Below are 15403 nucleotides of genomic sequence, written 5' to 3'. Positions count from 1 at the left end.
CGAGGGTGGTGAGGGTGTTCGGTCCACGTACGGCCCCACAGTAGTCCGGCGCTCCTCGGACGGTCGGGCGGGCAATTGTAGGATGACTGGGCAACCGGGCGAATCGAGAGGACGGAACGGCATGGCACTCACAGCGGCGGGGCGGACCTCGCTGGTGGACTCCGTCGTGGAACAGCTGCGGGCGCAGCTCGCCGAGGGCGAGTGGGCGGTCGGCGACCGCCTCCCGACCGAGCACGAGCTCGCGCAGCAGCTCGGCGTGGGCCGCAACACCGTCCGCGAGGCCGTCCGGGTCCTCGTCCACGCCGGTCTCCTGGAGTCCCGACAGGGCAACGGCACCTTCGTCCGGTCGACCGCCGACCCGACCGCCGTCCTGCACGGAGTGCGCCACGCGGGCGCGTCCGACGTCCTCGAACTGCGGATCGCCCTGGAGGCCGAGGCCGCCCGGCTCGCGGCCGACCGGCGCGACACCCACGACCTGCTGCGACTGCGGGCGGCCCTGACCGGTCTGCGGGAGGAGGGCGACCGGGACGCGGACGCGGACCTCGCCTTCCACCTGGCGGTCGTGGGCGCGACCCACAACGCGGCCTTCGTCGAGGTGTACCGCTTCTTCTCCGCCCAGGTGCACGAGGTGCTGGTGGAAGCCCTCGGCGACCACGCGATGCCGCCGGTCGACATCGACGCCCACGAGGCCCTGGTGACGGCGATCGAGGCGGGCGACCCGGACGCGGCCGAACGGCAGGCCCGCGAGCTGCTCCGCGTCCCGATGGAGACGGTCGCCGCCCTGACCGAACAGCACCGATGAGCACCGGAGCACACGCGGAGGAGGAGACCCGCACGGAGGGGCCGACCGGCGCGGCGGCGCTGGCCGGCACGGGCACAGGGGCCGGCGCCGGGACGGGGGCCGGTCCGGGGACAGGGGCCGGTCCGGGGACAGGGGCCGAAGCAGCGCCGGCGTCCGGGAGGGGGGCCGCCCGGCGTGCGCTGCTCGCCCACCCGGCGGTGCTCCTGACCGGCATCGTGCTCGCCTCGCTGAACATGCGGGTCGCGCTGGCGAGCGTGGCACCCCTGGTCGGCGAGATGTCCGAGGACTTCGGGCTCTCGTCCACGGCGAGCTCGCTGGTGACCTCGGTGCCCGTGCTGTTCCTCGGCGCGGGCGCGCTGGTGGCCCCCTGGCTCGGCCGCCGCTTCGGCGCCGAGCGCGTGCTGTTCGCGGCGCTCCTGCTGCTCGGCGCCGGCATCCTCGCGCGCGTCCTGCCGTCCGTGTACGCGCTCTACGGCGGCGGGATCCTCGTCGGCACCGCGATAGCCCTGCTCAACGTACTGACGCCGGGTCTGATCAAGCGGGACTTCCCGGACCGTGCCGCGGCGATGACCTCCGTCTACACGGGCGCGATGATCGCCGGCGCGACGGCGGCCGCGGCGGCCGCGGTGCCGCTGGAGAAGGCGCTGGGCGGCGGCTGGCAGGCCTCGCTCGGCGTCTGGTCGCTGCTCGCCGTGGTCGCGGCCCTGGCCTGGCTGCCGCAGGTGCTGGTCACCCGCGGCCGTACGGGCCCCGGCGTACGGGCCGTCCCGGCCGGCGGCACCCGACCGGTGCGCGTCTGGCGCTCCGCGCTCGCCTGGCAGGTCACGCTGTTCATGGGGCTGCAGTCGCTGTGGTCGTACGTCCTGATCGCCTGGATGCCGACGATGTTCACCGACCACGGGATGAGCCGCTCCACCGCCGGTGTGATCTTCGCCTTCAACAACCTGATCCAGGTCGCCGGCGCCTTCCTGGTGCCGCTGCTGGCCGGCCGGATGCGGAGCCAGCGCCCGCTGATCGTCCTGGTCACCACGCTGGTGGCGGCCGGTTACGCCGGGCTGATGACGGCGCCCGTGCAGGGCGCCTGGCTCTGGTCCGCGGTGCTCGGCGTCGGCCAGGGCGGCGCGGTGGGCCTCGCCCTGACCCTGATCGTGCTGCGGTCCGGGGACGCGGTGACCGCGGCCAGGCTGTCCGGGATGGCCCAGACGGTGGGCTATCTGCTCGCCGCGGCCGGTCCGCTCGCGGCCGGCGCCCTCCACCAGGCCACCGGCTCCTGGACCCTGCCGATCTTCCTGGTCCTCTGCGTCTGCGCCGCGGCCCTCGCCGTCGGCCTCCTCGCGGCCCGCGACCGGACGGTGTGAACCGGGCGGTGCGAGCCGGGCGGTGCGAGCCGGGCGGTGCGCCTTGGGCGGCGTGCACCGGACGGTGTGAACCGGAGCGTGCGAGCCGGGCGGTGGGCGGGGAAGGCGGGGGCGGGGCGGCTCCGGGGTGGGGCTACCGGGGGCGGGGGACGCCCCCGGAGCCGTACCGCTTCCTTCTTCGGGACTACTCCTCGCCCGCGAGCTTGAGGGTGCGGAGCTTGTGGCCGGCGAACCAGGTCGCCGCGACCGTGACGGCGATGAGGAGCACCGAGGCCGTCGGGAGCGCGACGTCCGAGGTGACCAGGCCGTCGCCGGTGACCTTCTCCGCGAGGGCCAGTGCCCACTGCTGGATGCTCAGGGTCTTCGCTCCGGCGATCAGGGAGCCGAAGAGCGTCTCCCACACCAGGGCGTAGACCAGGCCGATCACCACGGCGTGCCGGCTGACCGTCCCCAGCAGCAGGAACACCGCACTGTAGGCGATGGACGCCACCAGCGCCGCCACCGTGTACGCCACGGCCACCTGCTGGCCGTTGCCGTTGAGGATGAATCCGGCGATCAGCGTCGGGACCGCGGAGAAGGCCATCGTGACCGCGATGGCCACGATCAGCTTGGTGAAGATGATCGTGGGCCGCTTCACCGGCTTGGACAGCAGGTAGACGATCGAGCCGTCGTCGATCTCCGGCCCGATCGCCCCCGTGCCGGCGATCACGCCGATCAGCGGGACCATCGTGGCCAGCGCGAAGCCGCCGAGGACGTCGGCCGCGACCTGGTCGTCCGCGCCGTTGAAGCCGCGGATCGCCGCCGAGATGAGCAGCAGCATGCCGGGCAGCAGGAAGAGGATCAGCGCCCTGCGGCGGCCGAGGAGGGCCCGGTAGGTGAGCCGGGCGACTGTGGGGTTGTACATCGGTCAGGCTCCTTTCAGGCCGCGACGAGGTAAGAGAAGACCGATTCGAGGGACTCGTCCGAGGGCGAGACCGTCAGCAGGCGGATCCCGCGCTCCTTCGCGACCTTCGGCAGCAGTTCCGTGAACCGCCCGAAGTCCACCGCCTGGACGCGCAGCCCGCCCTCCACGTGGTCGACCTCGATGCCCGCCGTCGACGGGTCGGCGATCAGCGCGGCGGCCAGGGCCCGGTCGTCGCTGGAGCGGACGAGGTAGCGGTGCGGCCGGTCGGTCATCAGCCGGCGGATCTTGCGGAAGTCGCCGGAGGCGGCGTGCCGCCCGGCCACGATCACCTCGATGTGCGAGGCGAGCTGCTCGACCTCCTCCAGGATGTGCGAGGAGAACAGGACCGTGCGGCCCTCCGCGCCCATCCGCCGCAGCAGGTCCATCAACTGCATGCGCTGGCGCGGGTCCATGCCGTTGAACGGCTCGTCGAGCAGCAGCACCGACGGCTCGTGCACGAGCGCCGAGGCCATCTTCACGCGCTGCCGCATGCCCTTGCTGTACGTGGAGATCTGACGGTCCTGGGCGTACTCCATCTCGACCGTGGCCAGCGCCCGCTGGGCCTCCGTCGAGCCGAGGCCCTGCAACTCCGCGTTCGCCTGGACGAATTCACGGCCGGTGAGGAAGTCGTACATCGCCTCCCGCTCCGGCACGACGCCGATCTCGCGGTAGACCGACTCGTTCCCCCAGATCTTCGCGCCGTCGAGGGTGACGGTGCCGGTGGAGGGGTCGAGGAAGCCGCCCATCATGTTGATCAGGGTGGACTTCCCCGCTCCGTTGGGCCCGAGGAGGCCGGTGACGCCCGGTCCTACCGACATCGTGACGTCGTTCACGGCCACGACGTTGCCGAACCAGCGGGAGACGTGGTCGATGTGGAGCGTTGTCACAGCCCGACCTTTCGGTAGCGGCGCATCAGGATGCCGTACGAGCCGGCGACGAGCGCGAGGACGACCAGCAGATAGACCACGCCGACCCCGGCGCCGGGACCCCCGCCGTCGGGGAAGCCCGTCGGCGCGCCCAGGAAGGCGGTCTGCACACCGTCGATGAGGGTCATCGGCGAGAACAGGCCGAGCCACTGGATGGCTCCCTCGTTCTCCGTGGCGTAGGCGATGCCCATGAGGGTGGAGACCGCCCCGTACGAGATCGTGAAGACGGCGATCACGGCGGCGACGCCGAAGCCGCGGCGCGGGGTGAGGGCCGCCATGACCAGCCCGATGCCGCCGAAGAGCAGCGAGAGCAGGGCCACCGAGACGAGCCCCTGGCCGAACATCGCGCTCTGCTCGGAGAAGTCCATCTTGGCCAGCATCGAGCCGATCCAGAGGATCAGCAGCGGGGAGGCGGTGAGGACGAAGAGCGCCGAGGCCATCGCGCCGAACTTGGCGAGGACGTAGTCCACGCGCTCGATCGGGCGGGAGAAGTACAGCGGCACCGTCCGGAACCGGAGGTCCCGGGAGACGGACTGGGGCGCCTGCGAGGCCAGGTAGATGCTGATGACGACCTGGAGGTACAGCGCGTACTGCGTGTACTCGATCGACAGCTTGGACTGCTTGGTGACGACCGCGACCGCGACGATGATCAGCGCCGGGACGCACATCACCGCGAACAGCAGCATCGGCAGCACCTTGGACTTGGCGCTGCGGCCGAGGCCGTACGCGCCGCGCAGCGACTGCGAGAACAGCGACCGCCGCGCGTACGCCCGGCCGAGGCGCGGGCCGTCGTAGGAGCGGTAGCCGATGTTGTGGATCCGGGTCGTGTCGGGAGCGGCCTTGGAGGTGTCGGTGCTCATCGGGCCTGCACCTCCTCGTGCTGCGCGGACGCCTCGGCGCCCTCGGGGCGGAAGACCTCGGCGATGTGGTGGCGGCGCTGCTCCATGCGGACGAGGCCGAGGCCGAGGCCGGCGACGGTGTCCCGCACGAGGTCGTACGTCTCCTCGCCGGCCGCCTCCAGGAGCAGGATGTGCCCGGCGCCGGGCAGGCCGTCCTCGACGCCCGCGTGGATCGTGACGCCGGCGCCGGCGAGGGCCTCGCGGAGCGCGCCCGTGCCGTCGGGGTGGGTGTCGGAGTCGGTGACCTCGACCGCGAGCGTCGTGGTGATCCGGGTGAAGTCGCTGGTGGAGCTGGAGCGGAGGAGCCGCCCGCCGTCGATGACGACGACGTGGTCGCAGGTGCGCTCCAGTTCGCCGAGCAGGTGCGAGGTGACGAGGACCGAGATGCCGAAGTCGGTCCAGACGCGGCGGATCAGTCCGAGCATCTCGTCGCGGCCGACCGGGTCGAGGCCGTTGGTCGGCTCGTCGAGGAGGACCAGCTTCGGGTCGTGGACCAGGGCCTGGGCGAGCTTCACCCGCTGCTTCATGCCCGTCGAGTAGCCGCCCATGGGGCGGTAGCGCTCCTCGTACAGCCCGACGTGGCGCAGGGTGTCGGCGGTCCGCTCGCGGGCGGCGGTCGCCGGCAGCCCGGACATCCGCGCCATGTGGACGACGAACTCGGTGGCCGAGACGTCCGGCGGGAGGCAGTCGTGCTCCGGCATGTATCCGACGCGCTCGCGGATCTGGGCGCCCGAGGTCCGGACGTCGAGTCCCAGAACCTCGGCGCGGCCCTCCGTGGCGGGGGAGAGGCCGAGCAGGATCTTGATCATGGTGGACTTGCCGGCTCCGTTGGCACCCACAAGTCCGGTCACACCGGGCCCGATGTCCAGGGAGAGCCGGTCGAGCGCGGTTACCCGGGGGAACCGCTTGCTGAGGCTTTCGGTCGCGATCACAGTCACGTTTCGAAGGTAGTGGTGTGCGCCACAGCAGTCGTCAGCCCAACGGCTCGATCCTTGTCCGACCAGAGGAGTACAAGCCAGTAGGGGAGGTCGAGACGAAAGTCTTTCCCCGTGTGCGCGGCGGGCTTCCCCCGGGCCGCCCGTCGGTGTTTTCCACAGGCTCGCGCCCGACCCCTTGACGCAGCCGCCGAGCATTGTCACATTCATCGGTGTCAAGTTACGGACGCGTAGTGCGATCGGGCGCTCACACGGGACGGCGGGTGGCATGGCCTCAGCAGTGACAGGGGAACTCTCCGCGGAGCTGCGGGGGTTCAGGGAAGTACAGCGGCTCTCCTACGAGTGCGCGGAAGCCGTCGCGGCGCAGCTCAAGCCCGGGGTGACCGAGCGCGAGGCCGCGCGGATGCAGCGGGAGTGGCTGTACGAGCGCGGTGTGCGGGACTGGTTCCACCGGCCGTTCGCCTGGTTCGGGGACCGCACCGCCTTCGTCGACTTCAAGATCCCCCTGCAGTTCTTCCCGACCGGCCGGCGCCTCGAGGCGGGGATGCCGTTCATCCTCGACATGGCCCCGGTTCACAAGGGGTACACGGCCGACATCGGCTACAGCGGCTGCCTGGGCCTCAACCCCCTGCACGACAAGCTCCTCGCCGACCTCCGGGACCACCGCGAGCTGATCCTGCGCGAGGTGCGCGAGCGCCGCACGCTGCGCGAGATATACGAGGACGTGGACCGGCTCATGGTCCGCCAGGGGTACGCGAACCGGCACCGGGCCTACCCCTTCGGCGTCATCGCCCACAAGATCGACCGGGTGGGCGAGCGCCGCTGGTCGCCTACGCTCTTCGGGTTCGGCACCCAGGCGCTCAAAGGGCTCGCGAGCGACGCCCTGCACGGCCACCGGGACGGCTGGTCCCCGCTCTGGTCGCCGTACAAGTTCTCCGACCACCCGCCCAGGCCCGGCCTGTGGGCGGTCGAGCCGCACCTCGGATTCCGGGGGACGGGCGCGAAGTTCGAGGAGATCCTGGTCGTCACCGACTCGAAGGATCCCGAGCAGAGCGCTTTCTGGCTGGACGACGACCTGCCGCACGTGCGGCGCTGGAACGAAGGAGCGGTCTGATGGCGGGAATCGCCGGCCTCGGCACGGCGCGGGAGCGCTGGGTCCGTACGGGCGGGATAGAGCTGTGCGTCGCCGAGCTCGGCGACGCGGAGCGGCCGACCGTCCTGCTCGTGCACGGCTATCCGGACTCCAAGGAGGTCTGGTCGGAGGTCGCGACCCGGCTGGCCGAGGAGTTCCACGTGGTGCTGTACGACGTCCGGGGCCACGGCCGGTCCACGGCGCCGGCGCCGCTGCGCGGCGGCTTCACCCTGGAGAAGCTGACGGACGACTTCCTCGCGGTCGCCGACGCCGTCAGCCCCGACCGGCCGGTCCACCTCGTCGGCCACGACTGGGGTTCCGTGCAGTCCTGGGAGTTCGCCACCGTCCCGCGCACCGAGGGCCGGATCGCCTCCTTCACCTCGATGTCGGGGCCCTCGCTCGACCACTTCGGGCACTGGATCAAGCGGCGGATGGCCCGGCCCACCCCACGCCGCGTCGGCCAGCTCCTCGGCCAGGGCGCCAAGTCCTGGTACGTGTACATGCTGCACACGCCCGTGCTCCCCGAGCTCGCCTGGCGCGGGCCGCTCGGCAAGCGCTGGCCGAAGATCCTGGAGCGGGTCGAGAAGGTCCCGGCCGGCGACTACCCGACGCCGTCCCTGCCGAGCGACGCGGCGCACGGCGCCTGGCTCTACCGGGACAACGTCCGCGCGCGGCTCGGGCGGCCGCGTCCCGACGCGTACGCCCACGCGCCGGTGCAGCTGATCACGCCGACCGGCGACGCGTTCCTCTCCGAGCGGCTCTACGACGACCTGGGGAGCTGGGTTCCCGACCTGACCCGGCGCACCCTGCCCGCCAAGCACTGGGTGCCCCGCACCCGCCCCGACCAGCTGTCCGCCTGGATCGCCGAGTTCGTGCGGGCCAACGAGGAGCCGGCGGCGAAGGCGCCGAAGCCGGTCGCGGCGACGGCGGCGAAGAGCGGGGTGAAGCCGGAGTACACCGAGCGGTTCGGCGGCCAGCTCGTCCTGGTGACCGGCGCGGCCAGCGGCATCGGCCGGGCCACCGCCTTCGCGTTCGCGGAGGCCGGGGCCCGGGTCGTGGCCGTGGACCGGGACGGCGAGGGCGCGACCCGCACGGCCGAGATGGCCCGGCTGATCGGTGCCCCGGAGGCGTGGGGCGAGACCGTCGACGTCGCCGACGAGCAGGCGATGGAGAAGCTGGCCGCCAAGGTGGCGAGCGAGTACGGGATCGTCGACGTCCTGGTCAACAACGCGGGCATCGGGCTCGCCGGCTCCTTCTTCGAGACGACGAGCGAGGAGTGGAAGCGGGTCCTGGACGTCAATCTGTGGGGCGTGATCCACGGCTGCCGGATCTTCGGCGCGCAGATGACCGCGCGCGGCCAGGGCGGGCACATCGTGAACACCGCCTCCGCCGCCGCGTTCCAGCCGTCCCGCGCGCTGCCCGCGTACAGCACGTCGAAGGCGGCGGTGCTGATGCTCAGCGAGTGCCTCCGTGCCGAGCTGGCCGGTCAGGGCATCGGGGTTTCCGCGATCTGCCCCGGCATCGTGAACACCAACATCACGGCGACGACGCGGTTCGCCGGGGTCACGGACGGCGCGGAGGAGAAGCGGCGGCAGAAGAAGGCCACCCGGCTGTACGGCCTCCGGAACTACCCGCCGGAGAAGGTCGCGGACGCGATCCTGGGGGCGGTCCTGCACGACCGGGCCGTCGTCCCGGTGACGCCGGAGGCCCGGGGCGCCCGCTTCCTGTCCCGGCTGAGCCCGGGCGCGCTGCGGGCCCTGGCCCGCTGGCAGCCGCCCGCGTAGGGGGTGGGTGCGGGAGGGACGTGCGGTCGTACGATCCCTCCCGGCAGGGCCCCGCGGCGACGGGGTGCGGGAAGCGGTCGGTGGGAGCGGGTTTGTCCGAGCAGTCAGCACAGCCGGAGTACCGGATCGAGGACCTCGCCCATCTCAGTGGGGCCACGGTCCGGACGATCCGCGCCTACCAGGACCGCGGTCTGCTGCCACGGCCCGAGCGGCGGGGCAGGTCGAACGTGTACGGGGACGCGCACCTCGCGCGGCTGCGGCAGATCGCCGACCTCCTCGACCGGGGGTACACCCTGGCCTCGATCAAGGAGCTCCTGGAGGCCTGGGACACCGGCCGGGGGCTCGGCGGGGTGCTCGGTCTGGTCGCGGAGGTCCACGGTCCGTGGACCGACGAGGAGGCGGCCCGGATCTCGCGCGCGGAGCTGGACGCCCGCTTCGGCGGCAGGCCTGACGAGGACGCGATCCGGGAGGCGGTCGAGCTCGGCGTGCTGGAGCCGCTGCCGGACCGGGAGACGGAGGAGTACCTCGTACCGAGTCCGCAAGAGCTCGCCGTGGCCGTCGAGTTGTACGCGGCCGGGGTTCCGCTCACCGCAATCACCGGGCACCTGAGGGAACTTCGCGATCAGGTCGAGCACATCGCCTCCCGTTTCCTGGAGTTCACGACCGAGCACGTCTTCGCGCGCTATCTGGAGCACCGGCCGCCCTCGGACGCCGACGCGGCCGAGGCGGCGACCATGGTGCGACGGCTCCGGCCGCTCGCCCAGCAGACGGTCGACGCCGAACTGGCACGTGCCATGCAGCTGTTGGCGACCCAGCACCTCCAGTTCCACCTTTCGCCCGAGGCGCCCCTGCTGAAGTCCGACGAGCCACGCGCGGTGGCGCTACCGGCCGGGACGGTCAGGGCGGTTCAGGATCTCGTCGGAGCGGAGGGCGTCGCGGCCTTCGTCACCGCGGCCACCGAACGAGAGCTCCACAAAAGGACATTGGATACACTTGCCTCAAATCGCCACATTATGGATTAACTTGCCTGATCCAGTAGATATTGAAGGGTAGTTGTCCACAGAGTGACCAACTTGCCTGTGGATAAGTCATGTTGGCTGTGGATCAAACATGTGCGCCGCAACTCATGAGGGCGATTCAATTCATTGGTCCGGCAGTCCCGGCTCCGGCATCCTGACGAGATGACCTCACAACCGAGGGACGAACGACGCACCGTGAAGGTGTCGAAGTACCTCTCCAAGCATCTGCGTCACCAGCCCGAGCGCATCGGCCTCGCCCTCGACGAGCACGGCTGGACGGAGATCGACGCGCTCCTGGGCGCCGCCGCCGGCCACGGCTTCCCGATCACCCGCGAAGAGCTCGACCACGTCGTCGCGACCAACGACAAGAAGCGCTTCGCGATCGAGGGCACCCGCATCCGCGCCAGCCAGGGCCACACCGTCGAAGTGGACCTGGACCTGCCGGCCGCCGAACCGCCCGCGTACCTCTACCACGGTACGGTCGCGGACCGGCTTCCCGCGATCAGGGCGGAGGGGCTGCGCCCCATGGCCCGCCACCACGTGCACCTCTCCCCCGACCGGGAGACCGCGACCCGGGTCGGCGCCCGCCGCGGCCGGCCCGTCGTCCTGAGCGTGGACGCCGGGGCCATGCACCGGGCCGGACACGTCTTCCGCATCAGCGCCAACGGGGTCTGGCTGGCCGACGCCGTCCCACCGGAGTTCCTGCGCTTCCCGGGGTGAGCCCGCCCGCACCGGGTCGCCCCGAGCCGTCCCGCCCCGAGCCGCACCGCCCCGAGTGTGCCTGTGCGGCGTGGCCCTCCCCGGGGAGTGGGCCCCTCCAGGGTGAACCCGTGCCCGGAACAGACCATGCGGCATGATCATCCTCATGGCACACCCGCACCTGCCCAGCACCGAGGCCGTCGTCACCGCGATCCGCGAGATCGCCCAGGAGTTCGCCCTGGAGATGACCGTGACCGACGACATCGGCGCGGACCAGACGTCCAGGCGCACCTCGTCCGGCGCCTTCGCCGTCCTCGACCCGGACGGATCCCTCCCGCACGAGGCCTACGTCGAACTGGGCGGCTCCCCCTCCGTCACCGTCCAGGTCTTCCCCGAGGACGACGCCAAGATCGTCGTGGAGGGGATCGAGTTCGCGGACGTGCCCCGCGACGCCGTCCCCGCCTTCCTCCGCTCCGTCCACGGCGGCCTCGCCCATGTGAAGGGCCGTTTCTTCCCGCCCGGTTGGCGGCTGATCGTGCCGCTGCCCGGCGACGAGACGTACACGGAGTACGTGCCCGGCGTCTCACTCACCGCGTGGATGAACAAGAACGTCCGCTGACCGGCCACGGCCCCGGGCTCCTGCGGCCGACGGCCGGAGCGGCGCCACGGAAGGCCGCGGGGACGGCGACCACCGTAGGCTCGGTGACATGAGCCTGCGCCTGAGCACCGTGATCCTTCCCGTCGACCGCTGGCACGAGGGGGGCCGCCGGAAGTGGCGGCACGCCGAGGACCTCGGCTTCCACACCGCCTACACCTACGACCACCTGTCCTGGCGGACCTTCCGCGACGGCCCCTGGTTCGGTGCGCTGCCCACCCTCACCGCCGCGGCGGCGGTCACCGAGCGGCTGCGGCTCGGCACGCTCGTGACCTCGCCGAACTTCCGGCACCCCGTGACCCTCGCCAAGGACCTGATGTCGCTGGACGACGTCTCCGGCGGCCGGGTCACCCTCGGCATCGGGGCGGGCGGCAACGGCTTCGACGCCACCGCGCTCGGTCAGGAGCCGTGGACGCCGAAGGAGCGGGCGGACCGGTTCGGCGAGTTCGTGGGCCTGCTCGACCGGCTGCTCACCGAGGACGCGGTGACGGAGCGCGGCACCTTCTACGCGGCGGACGAGGTCCGGAACATCCCCGGCTGCGTGCAGCGCCCGCGCCTGCCGTTCGCGGTGGCGGCGACGGGCCCCCGCGGCCTGCGCCTGGCCGCCCGCCACGGGCAGGCGTGGGTGACGACCGGCGACCCGAAGCTGTACGAGGAGGGGACCCCCGAGCAGTCCGTGGCGGCGCTGCGCGGCCAGATCGACAAGCTCGGCAAGGCGTGCGCCGAGGCCGGCCGGGACGTCGCCGACCTGGACAAGATCCTGCTGACCGGCTTCACCCCGGACCGGAACGGTCCGCTGGAGTCCGTGGCCGCCTTCGTCGACTTCGCCGGACGCCACCGCGAGCTGGGCTTCACCGAGATCGTGATCCACTGGCCGATCGCGGACTCCGCCTTCGCCACCGACCAGGCGGTCTTCGAGCGGATCGCCACCGAGGCCCCGGCCCAGCTGGGCTGAGCCCGAGGGGGTGTCCCGCCGATCAGGCCGGACGCCCCCTGGCCGGCGCCCGTCGGCCGTCCGTGCGCGCCGCGCCGCCATTGCGCCCGTCGCGCGTCCCGGTCGACGGGTTCCGCGCGTCCGGCACGGACCCGCCGGAGCCGGCCGCGAACGACACCGCGGCCGTCAGGCCGGCCAGCACGTCGCCCACCAGCACCGGTTCCCTCACGGGCTGCTCCGATTCGGCCCGCTCGCAGGTCCCGCAGAGGGCCATGCCGAGGCTCCCGATCCATCTGCCGTACGGCGCACCGCAGGACTCGCACTCGTCGGACCACCGACCCGAGACCATGCCCACCCCTCCGAGACGCCACCGGCTCCCCTGCCTCCTGAGGGTCTTCCCCGCACAACCCGGAACCGAACGGGCGTTTACGGCCACGTCCGTACGCCTTGACGTGACCGGTACGTCCACATGCCGAGGGCGACCGGACCGTCGTGGAGGTCGTACCGAGCCGTATCGGCCACAGGCCGACCGAAACCGGGCCACTCATATGTGCGGCTCCCCGCACGCACGTGCGTGCGGTGCGGAAGAATGGTGCGGTGACCTCTCCCCGTTCCCCGCGCCCTTCCGTGCCGGCGCCCCGGCTGATCGCCACCGATCTCGACGGCACCCTGCTGCACGACGACAAGTCCGTCTCCGCGCGCACGGTCGCCGCCCTCGCCGCGGCCGAGCAGGCCGGAATCGAGGTCTTCTTCGTCACCGGCCGGCCCGCCCGCTGGATGGACGTCGTCAGCGACCACGTCCACGGGCACGGCCTGGCGATCTGCGCGAACGGCGCAGCCGTCGTGGACCTCCACGGGGAGAACACGTTCGTCGAGGTCCGTCCGCTGGAGCGATCGACCGCCCTCGCCGTGGTCACGGCCCTGCGCGCCGCCGCACCGGGCACCTCGTTCGCCGTCGAGCTCACCACCGGCATCCACTACGAGCCGCAGTACCCGCCGTTCTTCCTCGACCCCGGTGCCACCGTCGCCACCGCCGAGAAGCTCCTCTTCGAGGAGGCGCCCGGCGCCGCCGCCCCCGTGCTCAAGCTGCTCGCCCAGCACCCCGAGCTCGACCCCGACGTGTTCCTCGCGGTGGCCGGGGAGGCCGCCGGCGACCTGGCGTCCTTCACCCGCTCCAGCCCCACCGCGCTCATCGAGATCAGCGCGCTCGGCGTCTCCAAGGCGTCCACGCTCGCGCGGTGCTGCGCCGAGCGCGGCATCACGGCCGACGAGGTCGTCGCCTTCGGTGACATGCCGAACGACATCGAGATGCTGGCCTGGGCCGGCCGCTCGTACGCGATGGGCAACGCCCACCCCGACGTGATCGCCGCCGCCTCCGGCCGCGCGGTCGGCAACAACGAGGACGGGGTCGCCGTCGTCATCGAACAGCTGGTGGCCGAGGCGCTGACCGCGAAGCAGGACGCCGCCGCGCAAGGCTGACCGCCGGACCGACCGGCCCGCACGGGGACTCACGCACAGGGGACTCACGCACGGGGGGACTCCCGTACGCAGGGAACTCTCCGTACGCGGGGAACTCCCGCACGGCACTCCCGTACGCGGTCTACAGCGGCGCCTCCCACACCACCGTCGTACCACCGCCGTCCTCCCCGAGCCCCGGCCCGCACCAGCTGGCGCCGCCCAGTGACTCGGCCCGCCGGGCCAGGTTGCGCAGGCCGCTGCGGCGCCCGCCCGCCGGGATGCCGATGCCGTCGTCCGCGACGGAGAGCCGCACTCCCGCGGAGCCGTCGGGAAGGGTGACGGTGGCGTCGACGACGACCTCGATCCGGTCCGCCTCGGCGTGCCGGAAGGCGTTGGAGAGCGCCTCGCGCAGGGCGGCGATGAGGTTCTTGCCGGTCAGTTCGCCGACCGTGGAGTCGATCGCGCCGAGGAAGCGGTGCGCGGGCTTGAAGCCGAGCGGGACGGCCGCCATGTTGATCTCCCGCAGGACGCGGGTGCGGAGTCCCGACGGAGCTTCGGCGGGACCCTGCTGGAGCGCGAAGATCGCCGTACGGATCTCCTGGATCGTCACGTCCAGCTCGTCGACGGCCTTGCCCACGCCCTCGCGGACGGCCGGCACGATCGACCTGCGCTGAGCGCTCTCCAGCATCATCCCGGTGGCGAAGAGCCGCTGGATGACCAGGTCGTGCAGGTCACGGGCGATCCGGTCGCGATCCTCGTACACGGCGAGGCGCTCCCGGTCCCGCTGCGCGTCGGCCATCATCAGGGCGAGCGCGGCCTGCGAGGCGAACTGGGTGGCGAGCGTCCGCTCCGCCTCGGTGAACTGGCGGGCGCCCCGCGCCCGGGGCGTGGCGAGCGCCCCGAGGACCCGCCCGCCGCTCTGCAGCGGCAGCATCATGCCGGGCCCGTACGCGGAGGTCAGTCGGCTGATCATGCGCGGGTCCGTCGAGGCGTCCGTGACGAAGACCGCCTCGCCCGCGAGGAGTTCCTTGACCACGGCGCTCTCGGGCGGGATCACCACGCCGAGCGACTTGGTGGGCCGGGGCGAGGAGACGGCGACGATCTCCAGGCCGCCCTCCTCGGCGGGCAGGAGCACGATCCCGGCGTCGGCGTCGGCGAGCCGCCGGGCCTGTTCGGCGACGACGGCGAGGGCGTCGTCCGCGTCGCCGCCGGAGAGCAGCGCGGTGGTGACGGCGACCGAGCCGTCGATCCACCGTTCGCGCTGCCGGGCGGCCTCGTAGAGGCGGGCGTTGCCGATGGCGATGCCCGCCTCGGTGGCGAGCACCCGGACCATGTGGACGTCGTAGTCGTTGAACTCGCCGCCGCCGCGCTTCTCTGCGAGGTACAGATTGCCGAAGATCTCGCCCTGGACCCGGATGGGGACGCCGAGGAAGGTCCGCATCGGCGGATGGCCCGGCGGGAATCCGGCCGCGCGGGGGTCCTCGGACAGATCGGCGAGGCGGATGGTCTGCGGGTCGCGGATCAGCGCGCCGAGCAGTCCCGCGTGCCCGTCGGGACGGCGGCCGATGCGGCGGGCCGTCTCCTCGTCGACGCCGAAGGTGACGAAGTCGGACAGGCCCTCGCCCTCGTCGTCGACGACGCCGATCGCCGCGTAGCGGGCGTCGGCGAGCTCCGCGGCGGTCTCGCAGATGCGGTCGAGGGTGGAGTGGAGTTCGAGCCCGGTGCCGACCGAGCGCATCGCCTCCAGGAGCTGCGGCACACGGGCGGTGAGCTCCGTGGACAGTCCCTGGAGGCTGCGGGTGGCCTGGGTGGCTGCTTCCAGGGGGTCCGGGGCATCGGACTCTGCGGCGGTCATGGGC

Annotated in this window: 15 protein-coding genes; 9 read left to right on the top strand and 6 right to left on the bottom strand. The window is 72.4% G+C overall.

Translation table 11 applies throughout. The features are described 5' to 3' along the window. The first annotated feature begins 121 nt into the window (after positions 1–121). Both ACIQFX_RS02600 and ACIQFX_RS02595 read left to right on the top strand, forming a co-directional pair. A complete protein-coding gene (locus tag ACIQFX_RS02600) occupies positions 122–802 on the top strand; it encodes a FadR/GntR family transcriptional regulator (protein ID WP_402458137.1) in 681 nt (226 codons plus the stop codon). Continuing rightward, the gene (locus tag ACIQFX_RS02595; RefSeq protein WP_402458134.1) at positions 799–2160 is read left to right on the top strand and encodes a CynX/NimT family MFS transporter; all 1362 of its coding nucleotides are present in this window, start codon (positions 799–801) and stop codon (positions 2158–2160) included. The genes ACIQFX_RS02600 and ACIQFX_RS02595 overlap by 4 nt, the downstream gene beginning before the upstream one ends. Positions 2161–2344: 184 nt before the next feature. Here the strand turns inward: ACIQFX_RS02595 and ACIQFX_RS02590 are convergent, their stop codons facing one another. Genes ACIQFX_RS02590 through ACIQFX_RS02575 form a run of 4 tightly spaced genes read right to left on the bottom strand, consistent with a single transcriptional unit; the run spans position 2345 to position 5860 of the window. Further along, positions 2345–3064, bottom strand: coding sequence for an ABC transporter permease (locus ACIQFX_RS02590; protein WP_402458132.1), 720 nt, complete (start codon positions 3062–3064; stop codon positions 2345–2347). Between the two features lie 14 nt (positions 3065–3078). Continuing rightward, on the bottom strand, positions 3079–3990 hold the full coding sequence (locus ACIQFX_RS02585; RefSeq protein ID WP_402458129.1) for an ABC transporter ATP-binding protein: 912 nt from the start codon (positions 3988–3990) through the stop codon (positions 3079–3081). Next, positions 3987–4889 (bottom strand): ABC transporter permease, encoded by a 903-nt coding sequence (locus ACIQFX_RS02580; RefSeq protein WP_402458126.1) that lies wholly within the window; start codon positions 4887–4889, stop codon positions 3987–3989. The genes ACIQFX_RS02585 and ACIQFX_RS02580 overlap by 4 nt, the downstream gene beginning before the upstream one ends. Beyond that, positions 4886–5860, bottom strand: coding sequence for an ABC transporter ATP-binding protein (locus tag ACIQFX_RS02575; RefSeq protein WP_402458566.1), 975 nt, complete (start codon positions 5858–5860; stop codon positions 4886–4888). Before ACIQFX_RS02575 ends, ACIQFX_RS02580 begins: the two co-directional genes overlap by 4 nt. Positions 5861–6131: 271 nt before the next feature. On the opposite strand from ACIQFX_RS02575, the gene ACIQFX_RS02570 reads away from it, so the two are divergent. The 6 genes from ACIQFX_RS02570 to ACIQFX_RS02545 all read left to right on the top strand — a co-directional run bounded on the left by ACIQFX_RS02570 (position 6132) and on the right by ACIQFX_RS02545 (position 12107). Further along, positions 6132–6977, top strand: a complete 846-nt coding sequence (locus ACIQFX_RS02570; RefSeq protein ID WP_402458123.1) for a M24 family metallopeptidase — start codon at positions 6132–6134, stop codon at positions 6975–6977. Continuing rightward, positions 6977–8779, top strand: a complete 1803-nt coding sequence (locus ACIQFX_RS02565) for an SDR family oxidoreductase (protein ID WP_402458120.1) — start codon at positions 6977–6979, stop codon at positions 8777–8779. Before ACIQFX_RS02570 ends, ACIQFX_RS02565 begins: the two co-directional genes overlap by 1 nt. Positions 8780–8871: 92 nt before the next feature. After that, positions 8872–9801 (top strand): MerR family transcriptional regulator, encoded by a 930-nt coding sequence (locus ACIQFX_RS02560; RefSeq protein WP_402458116.1) that lies wholly within the window; start codon positions 8872–8874, stop codon positions 9799–9801. A 159-nt stretch (positions 9802–9960) separates the two neighbouring features. Then, positions 9961–10518, top strand: coding sequence for an RNA 2'-phosphotransferase (locus ACIQFX_RS02555; RefSeq protein ID WP_402458113.1), 558 nt, complete (start codon positions 9961–9963; stop codon positions 10516–10518). Positions 10519–10663: 145 nt separating this feature from the next. Further along, positions 10664–11116, top strand: coding sequence for a hypothetical protein (locus ACIQFX_RS02550; protein ID WP_402458110.1), 453 nt, complete (start codon positions 10664–10666; stop codon positions 11114–11116). An 88-nt stretch (positions 11117–11204) separates the two neighbouring features. Then, on the top strand, positions 11205–12107 hold the full coding sequence (locus ACIQFX_RS02545; protein ID WP_402458107.1) for an LLM class flavin-dependent oxidoreductase: 903 nt from the start codon (positions 11205–11207) through the stop codon (positions 12105–12107). Positions 12108–12129: 22 nt separating this feature from the next. Here ACIQFX_RS02545 and ACIQFX_RS02540 read toward each other — a convergent pair whose 3' ends face one another. Beyond that, positions 12130–12435, bottom strand: a complete 306-nt coding sequence (locus ACIQFX_RS02540) for a hypothetical protein (RefSeq protein WP_402458104.1) — start codon at positions 12433–12435, stop codon at positions 12130–12132. 248 nt (positions 12436–12683) lie between these two features. Between ACIQFX_RS02540 and ACIQFX_RS02535 the strand changes: the two genes are divergently transcribed. Continuing rightward, the gene (locus ACIQFX_RS02535; protein WP_402458102.1) at positions 12684–13565 is read left to right on the top strand and encodes a Cof-type HAD-IIB family hydrolase; all 882 of its coding nucleotides are present in this window, start codon (positions 12684–12686) and stop codon (positions 13563–13565) included. A gap of 121 nt (positions 13566–13686) precedes the next feature. Here the strand turns inward: ACIQFX_RS02535 and ACIQFX_RS02530 are convergent, their stop codons facing one another. Next, positions 13687–15399, bottom strand: coding sequence for a GAF domain-containing protein (locus ACIQFX_RS02530; RefSeq protein ID WP_402458100.1), 1713 nt, complete (start codon positions 15397–15399; stop codon positions 13687–13689). Positions 15400–15403 lie beyond the last annotated feature (4 nt).

Source organism: Streptomyces sp. NPDC093089 (genome assembly GCF_044754405.1).
Taxonomy (GTDB): Bacteria; Actinomycetota; Actinomycetes; order Streptomycetales; family Streptomycetaceae; genus Streptomyces.
The sequence above is the reverse complement of the archived record's forward strand: the minus strand, read 5'-3'. Positions and strand labels throughout refer to the sequence as shown.

Excerpts from the sequence above, each read along its gene's own strand:
- ACIQFX_RS02600 (WP_402458137.1), top strand. The coding sequence starts at position 122 with ATGGCACTCACAGCGGCGGGGCGGACCTCGCTGGTGGACTCCGTCGTG.
- ACIQFX_RS02595 (WP_402458134.1), top strand. The coding sequence starts at position 799 with ATGAGCACCGGAGCACACGCGGAGGAGGAGACCCGCACGGAGGGGCCG.
- ACIQFX_RS02590 (WP_402458132.1), bottom strand. The coding sequence starts at position 3,064 with ATGTACAACCCCACAGTCGCCCGGCTCACCTACCGGGCCCTCCTCGGC.
- ACIQFX_RS02580 (WP_402458126.1), bottom strand. The coding sequence starts at position 4,889 with ATGAGCACCGACACCTCCAAGGCCGCTCCCGACACGACCCGGATCCAC.
- ACIQFX_RS02570 (WP_402458123.1), top strand. The coding sequence starts at position 6,132 with ATGGCCTCAGCAGTGACAGGGGAACTCTCCGCGGAGCTGCGGGGGTTC.
- ACIQFX_RS02565 (WP_402458120.1), top strand. The coding sequence starts at position 6,977 with ATGGCGGGAATCGCCGGCCTCGGCACGGCGCGGGAGCGCTGGGTCCGT.
- ACIQFX_RS02555 (WP_402458113.1), top strand. The coding sequence starts at position 9,961 with ATGACCTCACAACCGAGGGACGAACGACGCACCGTGAAGGTGTCGAAG.
- ACIQFX_RS02550 (WP_402458110.1), top strand. The coding sequence starts at position 10,664 with ATGGCACACCCGCACCTGCCCAGCACCGAGGCCGTCGTCACCGCGATC.
- ACIQFX_RS02545 (WP_402458107.1), top strand. The coding sequence starts at position 11,205 with ATGAGCCTGCGCCTGAGCACCGTGATCCTTCCCGTCGACCGCTGGCAC.
- ACIQFX_RS02540 (WP_402458104.1), bottom strand. The coding sequence starts at position 12,435 with ATGGTCTCGGGTCGGTGGTCCGACGAGTGCGAGTCCTGCGGTGCGCCG.
- ACIQFX_RS02530 (WP_402458100.1), bottom strand. The coding sequence starts at position 15,399 with ATGACCGCCGCAGAGTCCGATGCCCCGGACCCCCTGGAAGCAGCCACC.